The organism is Streptomyces sp. NBC_00016 (assembly GCF_045040885.1).
Taxonomy (GTDB): domain Bacteria; phylum Actinomycetota; class Actinomycetes; order Streptomycetales; family Streptomycetaceae; genus Streptomyces; species Streptomyces coriariae.
On record NZ_CP108304.1, the window covers coordinates 2,482,932 to 2,499,236 of the forward strand.

At 72.1% G+C, this 16,305-nt stretch carries 11 protein-coding genes; 5 read left to right on the plus strand and 6 right to left on the minus strand.

Annotation, left to right across the window (positions count from 1 at the left end; all coding sequences use genetic code 11):
• Positions 1-5: 5 nt before the first annotated feature.
• Positions 6-2,327 carry a protein phosphatase 2C domain-containing protein gene (locus OG933_RS10920; protein ID WP_405626751.1) on the minus strand — a complete coding sequence of 774 codons (2,322 nt, stop codon included), beginning with the start codon at positions 2,325-2,327 and terminating at the stop codon, positions 6-8.
• A 448-nt stretch (positions 2,328-2,775) separates the two neighbouring features.
• On the opposite strand from OG933_RS10920, the gene OG933_RS10925 reads away from it, so the two are divergent.
• Positions 2,776-3,759: a helix-turn-helix domain-containing protein gene (locus tag OG933_RS10925; RefSeq protein ID WP_405626754.1), complete on the plus strand. Its 984-nt coding sequence runs from the start codon at positions 2,776-2,778 to the stop codon at positions 3,757-3,759.
• A 72-nt stretch (positions 3,760-3,831) separates the two neighbouring features.
• Complete coding sequence (locus OG933_RS10930; protein WP_362524950.1) at positions 3,832-4,314, plus strand: DUF456 domain-containing protein; 483 nt, start codon at positions 3,832-3,834, stop codon at positions 4,312-4,314.
• 127 nt (positions 4,315-4,441) lie between these two features.
• Here the strand turns inward: OG933_RS10930 and OG933_RS10935 are convergent, their stop codons facing one another.
• The 5 genes from OG933_RS10935 to OG933_RS10955 all read right to left on the minus strand — a co-directional run bounded on the left by OG933_RS10935 (position 4,442) and on the right by OG933_RS10955 (position 11,477).
• Positions 4,442-4,954: a methylated-DNA--[protein]-cysteine S-methyltransferase gene (locus OG933_RS10935; RefSeq protein WP_405626755.1), complete on the minus strand. Its 513-nt coding sequence runs from the start codon at positions 4,952-4,954 to the stop codon at positions 4,442-4,444.
• Entirely contained in the window at positions 4,951-6,384 is a 1,434-nt protein-coding gene (locus tag OG933_RS10940; protein ID WP_405626756.1) for a bifunctional transcriptional activator/DNA repair enzyme AdaA, read from the minus strand. Before OG933_RS10940 ends, OG933_RS10935 begins: the two co-directional genes overlap by 4 nt.
• Positions 6,385-6,734: 350 nt before the next feature.
• Complete coding sequence (gene rsgA, locus OG933_RS10945) at positions 6,735-7,877, minus strand: ribosome small subunit-dependent GTPase A (RefSeq protein ID WP_405626757.1); 1,143 nt, start codon at positions 7,875-7,877, stop codon at positions 6,735-6,737.
• 433 nt (positions 7,878-8,310) lie between these two features.
• Positions 8,311-9,816 carry a cellulose binding domain-containing protein gene (locus tag OG933_RS10950; protein ID WP_405626759.1) on the minus strand — a complete coding sequence of 502 codons (1,506 nt, stop codon included), beginning with the start codon at positions 9,814-9,816 and terminating at the stop codon, positions 8,311-8,313.
• A gap of 341 nt (positions 9,817-10,157) precedes the next feature.
• The gene (locus OG933_RS10955) at positions 10,158-11,477 is read right to left on the minus strand and encodes a radical SAM protein (protein ID WP_020125387.1); all 1,320 of its coding nucleotides are present in this window, start codon (positions 11,475-11,477) and stop codon (positions 10,158-10,160) included.
• Positions 11,478-11,626: 149 nt separating this feature from the next.
• Between OG933_RS10955 and OG933_RS10960 the strand changes: the two genes are divergently transcribed.
• From OG933_RS10960 to OG933_RS10970, 3 genes are all read left to right on the plus strand, one after another.
• Positions 11,627-12,871, plus strand: coding sequence for an FAD-binding protein (locus OG933_RS10960; protein WP_362524961.1), 1,245 nt, complete (start codon positions 11,627-11,629; stop codon positions 12,869-12,871).
• A gap of 148 nt (positions 12,872-13,019) precedes the next feature.
• Positions 13,020-14,273 carry an ROK family protein gene (locus OG933_RS10965; protein ID WP_405626762.1) on the plus strand — a complete coding sequence of 418 codons (1,254 nt, stop codon included), beginning with the start codon at positions 13,020-13,022 and terminating at the stop codon, positions 14,271-14,273.
• Positions 14,274-15,030: 757 nt separating this feature from the next.
• Complete coding sequence (locus tag OG933_RS10970; protein WP_020125384.1) at positions 15,031-16,287, plus strand: extracellular solute-binding protein; 1,257 nt, start codon at positions 15,031-15,033, stop codon at positions 16,285-16,287.
• Positions 16,288-16,305: the final 18 nt, after the last annotated feature.

Genomic DNA, 16,305 nt, shown 5'->3' on the forward strand with positions numbered 1-16,305 from the left:
CTCGGTTACGCCTCCCAGACGGCCGCCGCCGTGCGGTCGTCGGCGTAGCCCTTCACCCTCACCTGGGTGTCGGCGAGGAAGGCGGCGAGACCGGGCGGAGTGGGGCCCGACCAGCGTCCCGCCAGGTACGCGGACAGCTCCCGCTCCCCGCGCAGGGGCTCGGCCAGGCCGTCCGTGCACATCAGGAGCGTGTCACCCGGGCGGGCTACGGAAGCGCGGAAACGGAAGGGCTCGCGGGGCGGTTCGGGGTCCGGGTCGTAAGGGTTCGGCGGTGTGGTGATGCCCAGGTCCATGGTGAGCCGGTCGCCCTCGGGCGTCTCGGCGGGCAACGATCCGAACCCCACGACCGGTGCGCCCGCCACCTCGCCCACCTGCGGCTCGATGTCCCGCCACACACCGTCGCGCAGCCGGAACAGGCCGCCGGCGCCGACGCCGAAGAAGACGCGCGTACGGCAGGCGGGGTCGGCGGGCAGGAGCAGACAGCGCAGGGTGGCCGCGTACTCCTCCGGTTCCAGGCCCTGCTCGGCGGCGCTGGCGCGGAGCCGGCCGAGGCTGCGGTCGGTGAGCCGGTGCAGGCCCGACTTCAGGTCTCCGCGCCTGGCCGCCCGCATGTCCTCCGCGAGCCGGACGTGACTGCGGCCCACGGCCCGCCCGATCCACCGGCACACCTCTGCGGCCGCCCGATGCGCTCCCGGGGTCGCCCGGGCACCGGTCGCCATCGCGACCAGGATCAGCGCCTGCTCCCCCGCGCCGAAGCGGGCGGTGAGGAACGCGTCACGGCGCGGCTCCCCCCGGTACCGCGCGGAGTCCCCCCGCACCGAGGCGGCCCGCAGCGCCCAGACTCCGTACCGGGCGCCGTCCAGGACGGTGTCGGCGACCAGGTCGGCGAGGTCGTCCGGGTCCGCGGGCGGAAGAGCGGTGGGCTCGGCATCGTAGGTGGGCGGCCCCGAACCGACGTACTCCTTGGACGTGGACAGGGGCGGGACGGCGGGCAGGGCGGGCAGGCTGGGGACGGTGGGGGGATGATCCGGTGGGGAGGTGCTCGGGGAGACGGGGGCGCGTTCGGAGTCCGGCTCGCGTTCGGGGGCGGGCGCGGGGCTCGCCGCGTAGAGGGGGGCCGCCGAACCGTCGACGGAGGTGGTGGGGGCCTGTGGGGGCGGCGGCGCGTGGGCCGGCACGGGGGGCATCGCGGGCGGTGGGGGCGGCGCGGCGGGTGAGGCCGGCCCGGTGCCCTCACCGGGGGCGGTCGCGGTCGCCTGCCCGGCGGCCGAGGTCGTCGGCAGTGCGGGCGGGGTGGACGGCGGCGCGGGCGGGGTGGACGGCGCCGGAGGTTCGGAGGCGTCGGGGGGCGTCCGGGTCGACGCGAGGCCGTCGGCGGTGGAGCGGGCGGGGTCGTGGGGCGGCCGCTCGGCGAATCCCGGCGGCAGCGGGCGGGGCAGGAAGTTCGCAGGACCGGCGGGTGTGTCCGACGGCGGCTCCCAGGGAGCGCGGTGCCGCCCCGACGAGCCGGCACCCTGGTCCGTCCCCACGGCGCCTGCACCGACGCCGACATCCCGCTCGACGTCGTCATGCTCCGGACTGCGCCCGATGTCGTCCGGCGCGGCGTTTCGTCCGGAATCCCTTCCGGAGTCCTGCCCGCCGTCCCGTCCGGAGCCCTGCCCGCCGTCCCGTCCGGATGAGCGTCCGCCGTTCCGCCAGAAGTCCGGTTCGGAGTCCCGTCCGGTGCCGGGCTCGGCGTCGCCCCAGCCGTCGCGCTCGTCGCCGTCGCGTCCGGCACCAGCACCAGCACCAGCACCAGCACCAGCACCAGCACCAGCAGTCTGCTCGGGATCCGGACCGGCATCCCACGGGGTGTCCCACCCGGCATCCCGCCCCGGGGCGGACGCGGCGGCGGAATCGGCGGCGGACCGGCTCCGGGGGAGCGGAACGGTGGCCTCCGGGGGCGGTGGCGCCCCCGCCGTCGTGGCGGCCGACGAGGTCCACCAGTCCGTCTGCCCTGCGGAGCCGGGCCGCTCGGCACGGGGTGCCGGTACCGGTCCCGCGTCGCCGGGGGCGTCCGCACCGCCCGTGTGGCCCCCCGTGTCGCCCGCGCCCTTCGGGTGCCGCGGGGCCGCCGTGGACCCGGGTCCGCCGACGTCGTCCGGCGTACCCGCGTTCTCCGCCGCACCGGCCGCACCACCTGAGCGCACCGCCCCGGCGGCCGAGGCGAAACGGTCGTCCAGGGAGTCTGCGGTGCGCGCGGGCCCCGTGTCCTCGGTGGCGTCGTCGTACAACTGCCCCCACCAGTCGTCCTGGTGACCGGTGGGCCTTCCCCCCTGCTGGCTCATGCCCCCGATTGTCCACTGCGCGGGCCGGATGAAAACGGGGCATCCGGAAAATGCGCCACCGCACGTGTGTCGAACAGTGGGCCGAGTGACGTCCTGAACGCCAGTGCGAAGCACGGTGCGACAAAGGTCGCCGGGCGGTTCCACCCCCCACGGGAGAACCGCCCGGCGACATGGGGTGACCCAGGCTCATTCCCCTATGCGCCCCTGCGCGTCATGAGCTCGGATCACGTTCTCGAAAGGTTTCCGCGCCGCGGCGTTGTGGCCGACCGGCCCGAGTCTGCACGGCGCTCCTGGACCTCCGCTGTGGATGATCAGTGGATGATCACGTTTTCCGCCGTGGCCACACCTTGGCAGAGTGACCGGCGGTACGGCGATGATGTGCGGCGGCGGGTTTACGCCGTGGCTGTTTCCCGCCATTCACGGGACGTCAGAAGGAGGGGAGCACCCGATGCTGGGAGCGATAGGGCTGGACGGGACGCACGAGTCGGCGTACCGGGCGCTGGTGTCCGTGGGCGCCGCCGACGTGCCCGACCTGGCGCGTCGGCTGGCCCTCGGCGAGCACGACACCGAACGCGCGCTGCGCCGGCTGGAGCGGCACGGTCTCGCCGCGCAGTCCTCGGGTCGCCCCGGCCGCTGGGTCGCCGCGCCTCCGGGCGTCGCCCTGGGGGCGCTGCTCACCCAGCAGCGGCACGAGCTGGAGAAGGCGGAGCTGGCGGCGGCCCTGCTCGCCGAGGAGTACCGGGCGGCGGCCGCCGAACCGGCGGTGCACGACCTGGTCGAGGTGGTGACGGGCGCCGCCGCCGTCTCCCAGCGCTTCCTGCAGATCCAGCTCGGGGCGAGCGAGGAGGTGTGCGCGCTGGTCACCGGCACCCCGGTGGCCGTGACGGGCGGCGAGAACGACGCCGAGGAGCGGGCAACGGCCCGCGGGGTGCGCTACCGCGTCGTACTGGAACGGACGGTGCTCGACCAGCCGGACGGCATGGCGGAGCTGACCGCCGCGCTGGGCCGGGACGAACAGGTGCGGGTGGTGGACCAAGTGCCGACGAAGCTGGTCGTCGCCGACCGCTCGCTCGCCCTGGTGCCGTTGACCGGCCGCTCGGCGGAGCCCGCCGCGCTGGTGGTGCACGCGAGCGGGTTGCTGGAGCTGCTGTCGGGCCTGTTCGAGTCGGTGTGGCGGGAGGCGCTGCCGCTGCGCCTCGGCGCGGCCGGCGTGGTCGAGCAGGCCCCGGACGGTCCCGACGCCACCGACCTGGAGATCCTGTCCCTGCTGCTGGCCGGGATGACCGACGCGAGCGCCGCCAAGCAGCTCGACCTCGGGCTGCGGACCGTACAGCGCCGGGTGAAGGGGCTGATGGAGCTGACGGGGGTGACGACCCGGCTGCAACTGGGCTGGCACGCGTACGAACGGGGGTGGGTGGCCCGCGAGCACTGACCGTACGCGTCAGCGGTCCGAGGCCGCACGGCTTGACCTGCGCGTTCTCCCTGGCTCGGGCACCCTGGGCAGATGGGAGTGGGTCAACTCCTGCTGGTCGCAGTGGTCATTCTGCTCGGCCTGTGCGGAGTGCTGGTGCCCGGCGTACCGGGATCGTGGCTGGTGTGGGCCGCGGTCCTGTGGTGGGCGCTGGAGGATCCGCAGCCGACCGCCTGGATCGTGCTGGTCGGTGCCACGGTCACGCTGTTCCTGTCGCAGGTGGTGCGCTGGACGCTGCCGCCCCGTCGGCTGCGGGAGAGCGGCGCGACTCCCCGGATGGCGGCGTACGCGGGGCTCGGCGCGTTCCTCGGCTTCTTCCTGCTGCCCGTGATCGGCGCGATCCCGGGCTTCATGGGCGGCATCTATCTCTCCGAACGTCTCCGCCTGGGCCGTCACGGCGAAGCCCGGGCGGCCCTGCGCACGGCGATGCGCTCGGGCGGCTCCAGCGTCCTCACGGAGCTGTTCACCTGCCTCTTGATCATGGGGGCGTGGCTGGGCACGGTTCTGTGGGGATGACCGTTCCGTGGAGATGACGGTGCTTGGGGGATGACGGGGCCTGGGGGATGACGGGGCCTGGGGGATGACGGGGCTTGAGGATGTCGGTGCCTGGGGGGCTGTAGGCACCGCCGGCGGCGGCCCCCGATCAGGCGAGACCCCGGAACCGCTCCTCGAGCGAGCCCTCCAGCGAGAGCAGCCGCACCTTGCGCTCCAACCCGCCCGCATATCCCGTCAGCGAGCCGTCGGCGCCGATCACCCGGTGGCAGGGGCGCACGATCAGCAGCGGGTTCGCCCCGATCGCCCCGCCGACGGCCCGTACGGCCATCCGCGAGGCGCCGACGCGGGCCGCGATCTCGCCGTAGGTCGTGGTCGCCCCGTAGGGCACGGAGTCGAGGGCGGCCCACACGCGCTCGCGGAACTCGGTGCCGTCACTGCGCATCGGCAGCCGGAACTCCTTCAGCTCGGCGGCGAAGTAGGCGGCGAGCTGTTCCGCGGCGGAGCGGAAGGGTCCGGGGTCGTGCCGCCAGCCGTCCTGGACGGTCCGTCCGCCCTTCTGTCCGGGCACGGAGAGGGAGGTCAGCGTGGCGTCGGCGTCGGCGGTGAGCAGCAGAGGGCCGAGCGGGCTCTCCACGCTGGTCCAGTACGTCAGGTCGGTCATCGTTCCTCCGCGGCGCGCAAGTGGTGCAGGGCGTAGGTGCGCCAGGGGCGCCAGGTGTCGGGGACGTCCACGCCGGGCGGCGCGACGTCGGGGTCGCCGAGGGCACGGGCACGGATCTCCGCGATCGTACGGGCGTCCAGCCCGGGCAGCGCGAGCAGTGCCTCCTGGGCGTCGTCCCGGTCGACGCCCGGGTCCAGCCGTACGGTGCCGTCGGCGAGGGCGGCGGTGAGGACGCCCAGCGGCCCTTCGAAGCCGGACTCGGACTCGGATCCGGACCCAGTCCCAGTCCCAGACCCAGACCCAGCCTGTGCCAGGACGGCCGGCTCGGGGAAGAGGTGGGTGAGGGTGCCGCAGGGCGCGTCGAGGGCCTTGCCGTAGGCGTGAACCAGCCGTTCGGCCGCCGCCCTCCCCACGACCGCCCGCACCGCGTACTCCTCCGGGTCGGCGGCCCCCGGCGCCCGCAGCCCTGGCCGGGCGGCGACCAGCGGGGCGAGCCTCGGGTCGGCGCCGAGCCGCTCGTCGACGGCGTACGGGTCGGAGTCGAGGTCGAGCAGCCTCCGCAGCCGCTGGACGGCGGTGGTGAGGTCGCGCGGGTCGGTGAGATGCAACCGGGCGTCGAGCCACCCACCGGGGTGGACGGCCGAGGCCCGGCCCGGGTCGCCCGCCCGCTCGTCGACGGCGACGATCCCGGTGCCGTAGGGCAGTCGCAGCGTACGGCGGTAGGTGCGCCCGCCGGGCGGCCCGCTCACCTCCTCCACCCCGGCCACGGCCTCCCGTCGCAGCAGGTCGAACACGGCGCCCGCGTGGTACGGGCCCCGGTGTGCGAGCCGCAGCGGGATCCCCGCGGACGGGGTGGCGGTGCGGCGGGTCGCACGGACGGCGGCCCGCAGTCCGGTCGGGGTCGTCGCGTACACGGTCTTGACGGTGTCGTTGAACTGGCGCACGCTGGCGAACCCGGACGCGAAGGCGATCTCCGTGACCGGCAGGCCCGTCGTCTGGAGCAGGACCCGCGCGGTGTGCGCGCGCTGCGCCCGGGCGAGGGCGACCGGTCCCGCGCCGAGTTCGGCGGTGAGCTGCCGCTGCACCTGGCGGGCGCTGTAGCCGAGCCGTACGGCGAGCCCGGTGACGCCCTCCCGGTCGACGACGCCGTCACCGATCAGCCGCATGGCCCGGCCGACGACGTCGGCACGCGCGTTCCAGTCGGCCGATCCCGGCACGGCGTCCGGGCGGCACCGTCGGCAGGCCCGGAAACCCGAGCCCTGCGCGGCGGCGGCCGTCGCGAAGAAACGCACGTTGTGGCGTTTCGGCGTCACGGCGGGGCAGCTGGGCCGGCAGTAGATGCCGGTGGTCTCGACGGCGAAGAAGAACTCGCCGTCGAACCGGGCATCCCTGCTGCGGACCGCCTCGTACTGCGTGTCCTGGTCCGTCATGGACTCCAGTCTTCGCGCCCGGGAGAAACGGTGCTAGCGGAAATCGGACGTGACGTTGCACCGGAAACGGGTTGCCGACCAGGCAAGTGTTACCGGACCACATGTGCGTTACCGAGACCCGCAAGGGCTTCCCGAACAGACGCACGTTTCCGAAACGGGAACGTGCTACCAGGCCGCGGCCGGGACCGGGGCCGGCAAGCCTTACCGGACCGCGTACGCGTTCACCGGACCATGTACGCGTTACCGGACCGGCAAGCGTTACCGAAACAGGCGGGCGCCTCAGGACCGGCAAGCGTTACCGCAACAGGCTGCGCCTCAGGACCGGCAAGCGTTACCGCAACAGTTACGTGTTACCGCGGCGGAGCGGGTCGCCACGGCCCGCGCCCTCGCTTCGCCTCCCCCGCGGCCCGGCCGGCGGCCTGCTTGCGCTTCCAGTCCTGGCGGACGTCGGCGCGCATGCGGGCGTCGGACTTGGCGACGATCCACTGGTTCTCCCGGACGAGCTTGTGGTAGCTCTCCAGCCGTCGTGTCGGCAGTTGCCCGTCCTCGACGGCCGCCCGCACCGCGCACCCCGGTTCGGACTCGTGCGCGCAGTCGTGGAACCGGCAGTCCCGGGCGAACTCCTCGATCTCCGCGAAGACCTGTCCGACCCCGGCGCCGGCGTCCCAGAGGCCGACGCCGCGCAGTCCGGGCGTGTCGATGAGGACGCCCCCGCCGGGCAGCGGCAGCAGGTTGCGGGTGGTGGTGGTGTGCCGTCCCTTGCCGTCCATGTCGCGGGTGGCCTGGACGCCCATCACGTCCTCGCCGACGAGCGCGTTCGCGAGCGTCGACTTGCCCGCGCCGGACGCTCCGAGCAGCACGGAGGTGCCCTGCCCGAGGAGCGCGGCGAGTTCCTCGACGCCGACGCCGTCGCGCGCGCGGACGGTGAGCACGGGCACGCCGGGCGCGCTCGCCTCGACGTCCTCGACGAGGTACGACAGCGCGACCGGGTCGGGCACCAGGTCGGCCTTGGTGAGCACGACGACGGGCTGGGCGCCGGACTCCCAGGCCAGCGCCAGGAACCGCTCGATGCGGCCGAGGTCGAGTTCGACGGCCAGGGACATCGCGACGACGGCGTGGTCGACGTTGGCGGCGAGGATCTGTCCCTCGGACCGCTTGGAGGAGGTGGACCGGACGAAGGCCGTACGGCGCGTCAGAAGTGTCTGTACGTATCGCGGATCGGCGTCCTCGGGGTCGACGGCGACCCAGTCGCCCGTGCACACGACCTTCAGCGGGTCACGCGGAACGACGAACTCGGTGTCGGCACGCACGATGCCCGCCGCGGTGACGACATCGCACAGCCCACGGTCGACCCGCACCACGCGGCCGGGCAGCAGGCCCCGCTCGGCGTAAGGAGCGAACTCGGCTTCCCGGTCGGCGTCCCAGCCGTACGCGGCGAGAGGCAGCGGCGAAGCCGAGGAGGAGACGGAGGTGGAGGTGGAGAAGAAATGCAAGGGGGACCCTTCACAGGGGCGGCCCCGGCAGCGCTCGCGTACGCGAGGCGGAAGAAGTGGTCAGCCGGAGACCGCGGAGGTGGAGTGAACGAACGTCCGGTCGCTGCGAACAGCACCTTTCTCGGCGACAGTCATCGGTCACACCTCCCGTTCCTCAGGTTCCTCACACGACTGACAGCGCGGCCGTCGGCCCCGCTCAAAAGCTCACTCAGGATAGGGGCGCAGGAAGCCGGTTGCCACCCATTTCCGGCCCACTCGCCGATGTCGGCCACGCGCGCGTGGTCGACGCGGCTGCGCCCGTCCGGGATCACCCCTTCCCGCGCGGCGCGAGACCCTGGCCCCGAGTCCGCAGGCGCGCAGAGCGAGGGCGGGAACCCCGCCCCCTCTCCGTCCTGGGCCCCGCTTCCGTCGGCGCCGGTTCAGCCGTCGGGCGTCAAGAGCTCGTGCACGTCTGCCCGTTGAGGGTGAACGCGTACGGCGCGCTGTTCTTGTTCTGCCAGGAGGCGAGGAAACCGAAGGTGAGCGTGCCGTTCGCGGAGACGGACCTGTTGTAGTCGGCGGCGGTCGCGGTGACCCGTGAGCCGTCCTGGGCGAGGCTCGCGTCCCACATCTGGTCGACCTTCTGGCCGTCGCGGAAGGACCAGGCCACGCGCCAGGCGTCGAGTGTCACGGCGGTGGTGACGGTGACGGTGGCCTGGAAGCCGTCGGGCCACTGGTTGACGAGGTCGTACGTGACCTCGCAGGCCGCCGCCTCCTCGCTGCCTCCGGCACCGGCACCGGCGGTGGCCGAGGAGGTGCCCTGGGGCTCGGGGTCGGGCTTCCCGGCATCGTTGCCGCCGGTCGCCGAGGGCGTACCGCTCGCGGACGCCGCCGGGCGGGACGAGGACGGCGCGGCAGAGGTGGCGGGATCCGCGGACGGCAGGACGGAGCCGGGGCCGGCCACCGGGGTGCTGTCCGCGGGGTTGCCCTGGGCGACGTTCTCGCCGCCGCTGCCGCCGCCGGTGTCGCCCGGCATCATCGACACGGCGAGTGCCACCACGGAGACCAGGGCGGCGGCGGCGAGCATGCCGCCCCGCAGCATGCGTGCCCTGCTCGCGGCGACCTGTTCCGCCGCGCCCTCGGCGTCCGGCGCGTCCGGGCGGCCGGCGCCGAGGCGCACCTCGGCGGCCCGGCGGCGGCGCTCCAGGTAGGCGAGGCCGCCCCAGCCGATGACGCCCTGGGCGAGGGCGGCGGGCAGTCCGCCCCCGTGCAGCCGCAGACAGGCGGCGGCCTCCGCGCACTCCACGCAGGTGGCGAGGTGGCGGGAGAGATCGGGGGGCGTGTCGGCGGCGGGCGAGCGGGTGACGGCGTCCAGGAGCCGGACGTAGCTGCGGCACTCCGCGTCCATCGGCGTGTCGAGATGGTTGCGGTGGCAGCGGTCCCGGAACAGTCCGCGGACCTGGTTCAGCTCCTCCACCGCGGCGGTCGGGTCGAGGCCCTGCCTGCGGACCACGGCCTGCAGCGGCAGTGCCTCGACCTCCGCCAGCCACAGCAGAGCGGCGTCCGGTTCCTGCATGTCACGCAGTCCGCGCAGGGCGATGGGGCGGCTCAGGGGCGGTCCGACATACCGTGCGGCCTTGTCGGAGTTGAGCCACAGACGCAGATCGGGGTCGAGTTTGTGGCCCTGTCCCCGGGCCTCCCAGGCGGCGGCCGTGGTGCGTACGGCGGTCAGCAGCAGCGGGATCCGGGGCAGCCGGGACGAGCGGCGGCCGGCACCTCGTGCGGTACCGTCCTCGGCGGCGCGGGCCTCGCGTATGCCGAGTGCGAACGCCTCACGGGCCAGCTGGTTCGCCGCGGTCGAGCCGGACGTACACAGATCGGCGTACGACAGGACGGCGTCCCAGCACTCGGAGAACAGCGCGGCCTCGGCGGCGTCCTTCGGGGTCGGCAGGTCGGGCATGAGTCTCCTGCATCCACAAGCGAGGTCAACTCACCATGACGGCAATGGAGTTGGGGGGAACCTCGCGGCAGGGGCAGAGCTTTTCACGTTTCCAACACAACTGACAAGCGCCCTGTTCAGATGTCATGTCAGGACAGCAGGACAGACAGCTGAACGGGACGACGAGAAGGCGGCCGCGCCCGGTACTCCGGCCTCCAGTACGGACGCGGACCGCCCTGTGTTCACTGCCGACGCCATGTTGCGACACCGTTTTCGCGAACTTTTCCGCGGATTGCTCCGCGGACTGCTTCACGGATTGCTCCGCGGGCGTCCTTCGCGGACCGTGGCCACCGTTGCGCGGACTATACGGTCGCCGAGTCCTCTGCCGGAAGGCTGTCCATGAAGGAACTGACGGAGAACACCGCGCGGCCGGGTCCGGGCAGTCCGTAGCCGGGAGGCGAGGAGAGACCGAACTCGTCCATGGTGGCGCGATAGGCCTCCAGCAGCCGGATGTGGTATTCCAGCGGCGCACCCTGCGGGTTGGCCTTGCCCAGCGGGGTGGTGGGCTCCGGGCACCAGGTGGTGAAGCGCGGCGTGATGCCCTGCGACATGAAGAAACGCAGGCCCTCCGTGGTGGAGGCGATGGCCTCGTCCACGGTGGTGAAACCGAACGGCTCGGCCATCTCCACCCCCGCGACGAAGTTGGGGATCACGTTGCGCGCGCCGAAGATCTCCGCCGAGTCCAGGATGCGCTTGTGCCACTCGTCGCGGCCGACGTAGCGCTCCTTGCCCGGGCAGTACAGCTCGAACAGCCGGCGGTCCCACACCTCGTAGTTGGGGTGGTAGATCTGCACCCCGTAGTCCTTGAAGCGCTGCACGTCGTCGCGGGGCAGCGCCTGGGCGACGACCTTGCCGATCCAGCGGCCCGGGAAGCGCTCCTCGATGGCCTTGGCGTAATGACCGTAGAAGTCGGCCTCGTCCCGGCCGGCGACGGTCTTGGTGATCGCGCCACCGGTGAGGGTGTAGGCGGTGGACGCCTTCTGGGTGTCGTACCGGTCGATGATCTCCAGGGCTTCGAGGACCTCCTCGACGTCCTTCACGCCCGTGTACGGCCGGCCGGCCGCCTTGTGCTGGCGCCAGTTGTGGTTGATGTCGCAGTACTGGCACTCCTCCTTGGCGCCGAAGTACTGACACACCCGGAAAACGGTCAGATAGATCAGGTAACCCCACTGGATGGTCGGGGCGACCTCCATGACGGACTTCCCGTTGGAAAGCTTGTGCCGGTAGTACTCCGGCATCGGCGGCACGCCGACGTCGGCGATGCGCTTTCCGTCGAGGTAGAGCCCGAGCAGACCTTCGTCGTCCGCCGCGACACGGTACGGGGAGGACGGATTCACCCGGACCGAGACGACCGTCCGCCGCAGGTCGTAGGGGCCTCCCGTGAGGATGATCTCCTCCGGCGGGCGGCGCAGCGCGGCCTCGCCCAGCTCGGGCAGGGTGCCGTGGTCGAAGGAGAAGATGAAGTAGGACTTCGGTTTGACCTCGCCCGACTCGTTGTCACTGAGGGCGGAGGGGTCGAAGGCCACGCCTCCGCGCAGCAGGTCCTCCTTGAAGACGGCCTCCCGCGGAACATGCGGAAACCGCTCCATCAGATCCTCGACCAGCGCGGTACGGCTGTCCATCCGTCTCTCCTCCCGGCTCAGGCGTACGACTCCTCACGGTATGCCCCCGGCCGCGCGGAGGTGGGGGCGGGGGCCTCGTGTTGCGGGCAAGGTAGGTTCCACCTGGGAATTCCGGGTTCTCGATCTCCTCGGGAGGGGCGAGCAGTCGCATGACAGAAACCGTTACCAACTGGGCCGGCAACATCACCTTCGCCGCCGGCGAACTGCACCGTCCGCGCTCTCTCGACGCGCTCCGCTCGCTGGTGGCGGGGAGCGGGCGGGTGCGGGTGCTGGGCAGCGGGCACTCGTTCAACGAGATCGCCGAGCCCGGCGTCGACGGTGTACTGCTGTCGCTGGGCGCGCTGGCCGGTGAGATCGACGTCGACACGGCGGCCCGGACCGTACGGGTCGCGGGCGGGGTCCGGTACGCCGAGCTGGCGCGCCGCGTGCACGAGCGCGGGCTCGCGCTGGCGAACATGGCCTCCTTGCCGCACATCTCGGTCGCCGGGTCGGTGGCCACCGGCACCCACGGGTCGGGGGTCGGCAACGGCTCGCTCGCCTCGGCCGTACGGGAGGTGGAGATCGTCACCGCCGACGGCTCGACCGTCGTCATCGGACGCGGCGACCGGCGGTTCGGCGGGGCCGTCACCTCGCTGGGCGCTCTCGGGGTGGTCACCGCGCTCGTCCTCGATCTGCAGCCCGGCTTCGAGGTCGAGCAGCACACGTTCACCGAACTGCCCCTGGACGGGCTGGACTTCGAGACCGTCGCGGGGGCCGCGTACAGCGTCAGCCTGTTCACCGACTGGGGCGCGCCCGGCTTCCGGCAGGTGTGGCTGAAACGGCGCACGGACGAGCCCCTCGCCGACTTCCCGTGGGCCACGCCGGCCGTGGAGGCGCTGCATCCGGTACCGGGGATGCCGGCGGTCAACTGCACCGAGCAGTTCGGCGTGCCGGGGCCGTGGCACGAGCGGTTGCCGCACTTCCGGGCGGAGTTCACCCCGAGCAGCGGGAACGAGCTGCAGAGCGAGTACCTGCTGGCGCGCCGGCATGCCACCGAGGCGCTGTATGCGATCGACGGTATCCGGCAGACAGTCGCCCCCGTGCTCCAGGTGTGCGAGGTGCGTACGGTGGCCGCCGACGAGCAGTGGCTGAGTCCTTCCTACGGGCGGGACACCGTGGCGCTGCACTTCACCTGGGTCGAGGACACGGCCGCCGTGCTCCCGGTGGTGCGGGCGGTGGAAGCCGCGCTGGAGCCCTTCGAGCCGCGGCCGCACTGGGGCAAGGTGTTCGAGATGCCGGCCGACGTGGTGCGCGGACGGTATCCCCGGATCGACGACTTCACGGCCCTCGCACGGGTGCTGGATCCGGCCGGGAAGTTCACCAACGCCTTCGTGCGGGACGTTTTGGCAGGCTGAGCAGGCGACTCCGGCGACTTTATAAAGCCCCTTTCCTAACCCCTTGTCGAACGGTTCGGCAGCCCATAGCCTGGCGCGGCGCCGGTGCCGTCGCAGTGCGGGCCCGCCCGCCACGGAAAGGCACGGAAGGGATGAGGGGGCACGCTGCATGAAGCGCGGCACATCACGGGACATCCGCACCGCGAACCGCTACGAGGTGCTGCGTCAGATCATCGCCGCCTCGCCCACCTCCCGGCAGGAGCTCGCGGCCACCACCGGTCTCTCGCTCGCCACCGTCGCCACCCTCGTCGGCGAGCTGCTCGACCTCCGCATGATCACCGAGGTCGGGTTCGAGGACTCGGCGGGTGGCCGCCCGCGGGGCCTCGTGGCCGTCAACGCGTCGGGGGGCGCGTTGATCGGCGTGGACATCGCGGAGACCTACGTCCATGTCGAGCTCTTCGACCTCGCGCTGAACGTGCTGGCCCGCGCCGAGGAGAACATGCGGCCCGGCGAGAGCCGCCCCCAGCAGGTGGTCGGCCATGTCGCCGCGGCCGCCGCTTCGGTGGTCGCGCAGGCCGGGGTCGAGGCCGCCCGGGTGCTCGGCGTCGGGGTGAGCGTGCCGGGGCAGGTGGACCGGGCCACCGGCATCTCCGAATACGCGCCCAACTGGGACTGGCACGATGTGCCGTTGCTCGACCTGCTCTCCGAACACATCGCGTATCCCCTGTACTTGGACAACCCGCTGCGCGCGGGCGCGGTCGCCGAGCTGTGGTTCGGGGCGGCGCGCGGTCACGGGGACGCCGTGGTGGTCAACCTGGGCACCGGTGTCGGGGCAGGTCTCGTCCTCGGCGGCGGGCTGCACCGGGGCGTCAGCAACAGCGCCGGCGAGTGGGGGCACACCACGCTCGTGCTCGACGGGCGGCTGTGCCGCTGCGGCAACCACGGCTGCGTGGAGACGTACGTCGGCGCGCCCGGCATCATGCAGAACCTGCGTGAACTCAGCCCGCGGAGCCCGCTGTTGCATCCCGACGACCAGACCGCCACCATCAACGCCCTGGCCGCGGGGGTCGCCGCGGGCGACCCGGTCGCCGTCAAGGTCGTCCGCGACACCGCCCGCTACCTCGGCGCGGGTATCGCCAACCTGGTCAACGTGCTCAACCCCGAGGTGGTCGTCCTGAGCAGCTGGGTCGCCGCCCGGCTCGGCGAACCCCTTCTCGACGAGGTGCGGGAGGCAGTCGCCCGGCACGCGCTGAAGCGGCCGCTGGCCGCCAGCCGGATCGTCCTCTCCCCCATCCCCACCGACCCGGCCTGTCTGGGCGCGGCGACGTTCGCGCTCGAAGGGGCATTGCAGTCGGTGGGTCAGAGAAACGCCAAGCGCACCGTCTTCGCCGGTGCGAGGAGCCGTACCGCACCACCCGCATGATCCATGCGGAACCGCACCGCCTTCACGACGACGGAAGGGATGCAGTGTTACGCGCACCGACCACGGCGTACGCCCTCTGCCCGAGGAAACTCCAAGAAACCCGGCGATTCGCTTGCGGTGCCGGAGCACTTGCCGGAAAGCGTTCTCGCAATCCGCTGCCCGCCGACGCGTCCTGCGGCGCCCGCAGCCCCGCGCGGGCTGCAGCGAGCAGCAGTCCTGTCGTGCGACATGAAGAAGGCACCCAGGGACGCCACCGCACGGACACCGGCCACCGGTCGGTGTCCGAAGCGAACGACACCCCGCCGGTGGCGGCCTCCCGCGCCGGTTGCCGAACGCCGCCGGACAGCGCGCCGGCCGGACGAACGGCGAGTGCCCCGACGTCGGCGACCGGACGGTCGTCGACGGCTCGAAAGTGATCCCGCACGGCCGCACCCGCGAGGCCGGCAAGGCCCTGACCAGGCGACAGCCGCCGGAAGCACCCCACTGACCGAGGGCCGCCGGCCCTGACACCGGCGGCCCTCAACCTCCTTGCCATGCGCCCGCGTTACCCCTGCGGCAGCCAGGTCACACCCTTTGCCGCAACCCCTCTCGTTCGCCATTCCGAACCGATCACAACGCTTCGAACAGACTTCGTCCAACCCCTTGCCGAAGGCTTAGCCGAAGGTTAACGTCCCGCTCCGCGACAGGAATTGAGCCACCTGCGCCGAGCCACAGAGCCGTAGCCGCACTTCGAGACAAGGACGTCGCCATGTCGGCAATGAGCAACAGCAACTGGTCCCGCAGGTCCCTCTTCCGAGCGGCCGCGGGCATGGCCGCCGCCGGCACGCTCGCCGCCTGCGGCGGCAACAACGGCCGCGGTGGCGGCTCCGGTTCGGGTGTCGGCCTCACGCAGTACTTCCACGCGTACGGCGAGCAGGGCACCGAGCAGGCCATCAAGAAGTACGCGAAGGCCTACGACAAGGCCGACGTGACCACGCAGTGGATCACCAGTGCCGACTTCGAGAGCAAGCTCTTCGCGACCCTGCTCACCAAGAACGCGCCCGACCTCTTCGAGTTCCACCCGCAGATCCAGCTCATCAAGAGCGGTCAGGTGGCGGACCTGACCGACATCGTCACGCCGGTCAAGGACGACTTCAACCCGGCCGACATCAAGTCGCACACGGTGGACGGCAAGATCTACGGCGTCCGTATGATCGACGACCCGCAGTTCTTCTTCTACCGCAAGTCGATGCTGGAGAAGGCCAAGGTCGAGGTGCCGACCACGCTCGACGAGCTGGCGGAAGCAGCCGCCAAGCTCACCACCGGCAAGGTCAAGGGCCTGTACATGGGCAACGACCTGCACAACGTCATCGACACGATGATCTGGTCGGCCGGCGCCGACCACCTCACCGACAAGAACGAGATCGCCTACCACACCCCCGGCGTCATCGAGGGCCTGAAGAAGATGCGCAAGCTGTTCACCAGCGGCGACCTCCTCCTCGGCGCGCCGACCGAGTCCTGGGACCCCTCCTCGCTCAACCAGGGCCTGTGCGCCATCCAGTTCTGCGGAATGTGGGCGATGCCGGGGATCCAGGCCGCACTCGGCGACGACTGGGGCGTCTTCCCCTTCCCGAAGACCATCGACTCGGGCAAGCAGTCGGTCTACAACGGCGGCTGGTCGATGTTCGTCAACGCCAAGGGCGAGAACGTCGAAGCGGCCAAGGAGTACGTCAAGTGGCTGTGGATCGACCAGAAGAAGTACCAGGAGGAATGGGCCACCGACTTCGGATTCCACATTCCGCCGCGCACCTCGCTCGCGCAGACCGCCACCAAGCTCAAGTCGGGCAACGCCGCCGAAGGCGTCCGGCTCTTCAACGAGTTCGGGCACTTCGACAACATCGGCTGGACGCAGGCCATGCGCACCTCGCTCGAGGACGTCTTCGCCAACAGCGTCCGTAAGGACATGGACCCGGAGGCCGCGCTCGACAAGGCCGACACGGCCGTCAACCGCGAACTCAAGAAGCTGTTCGGATAGGCCGCGGGACGGAACACG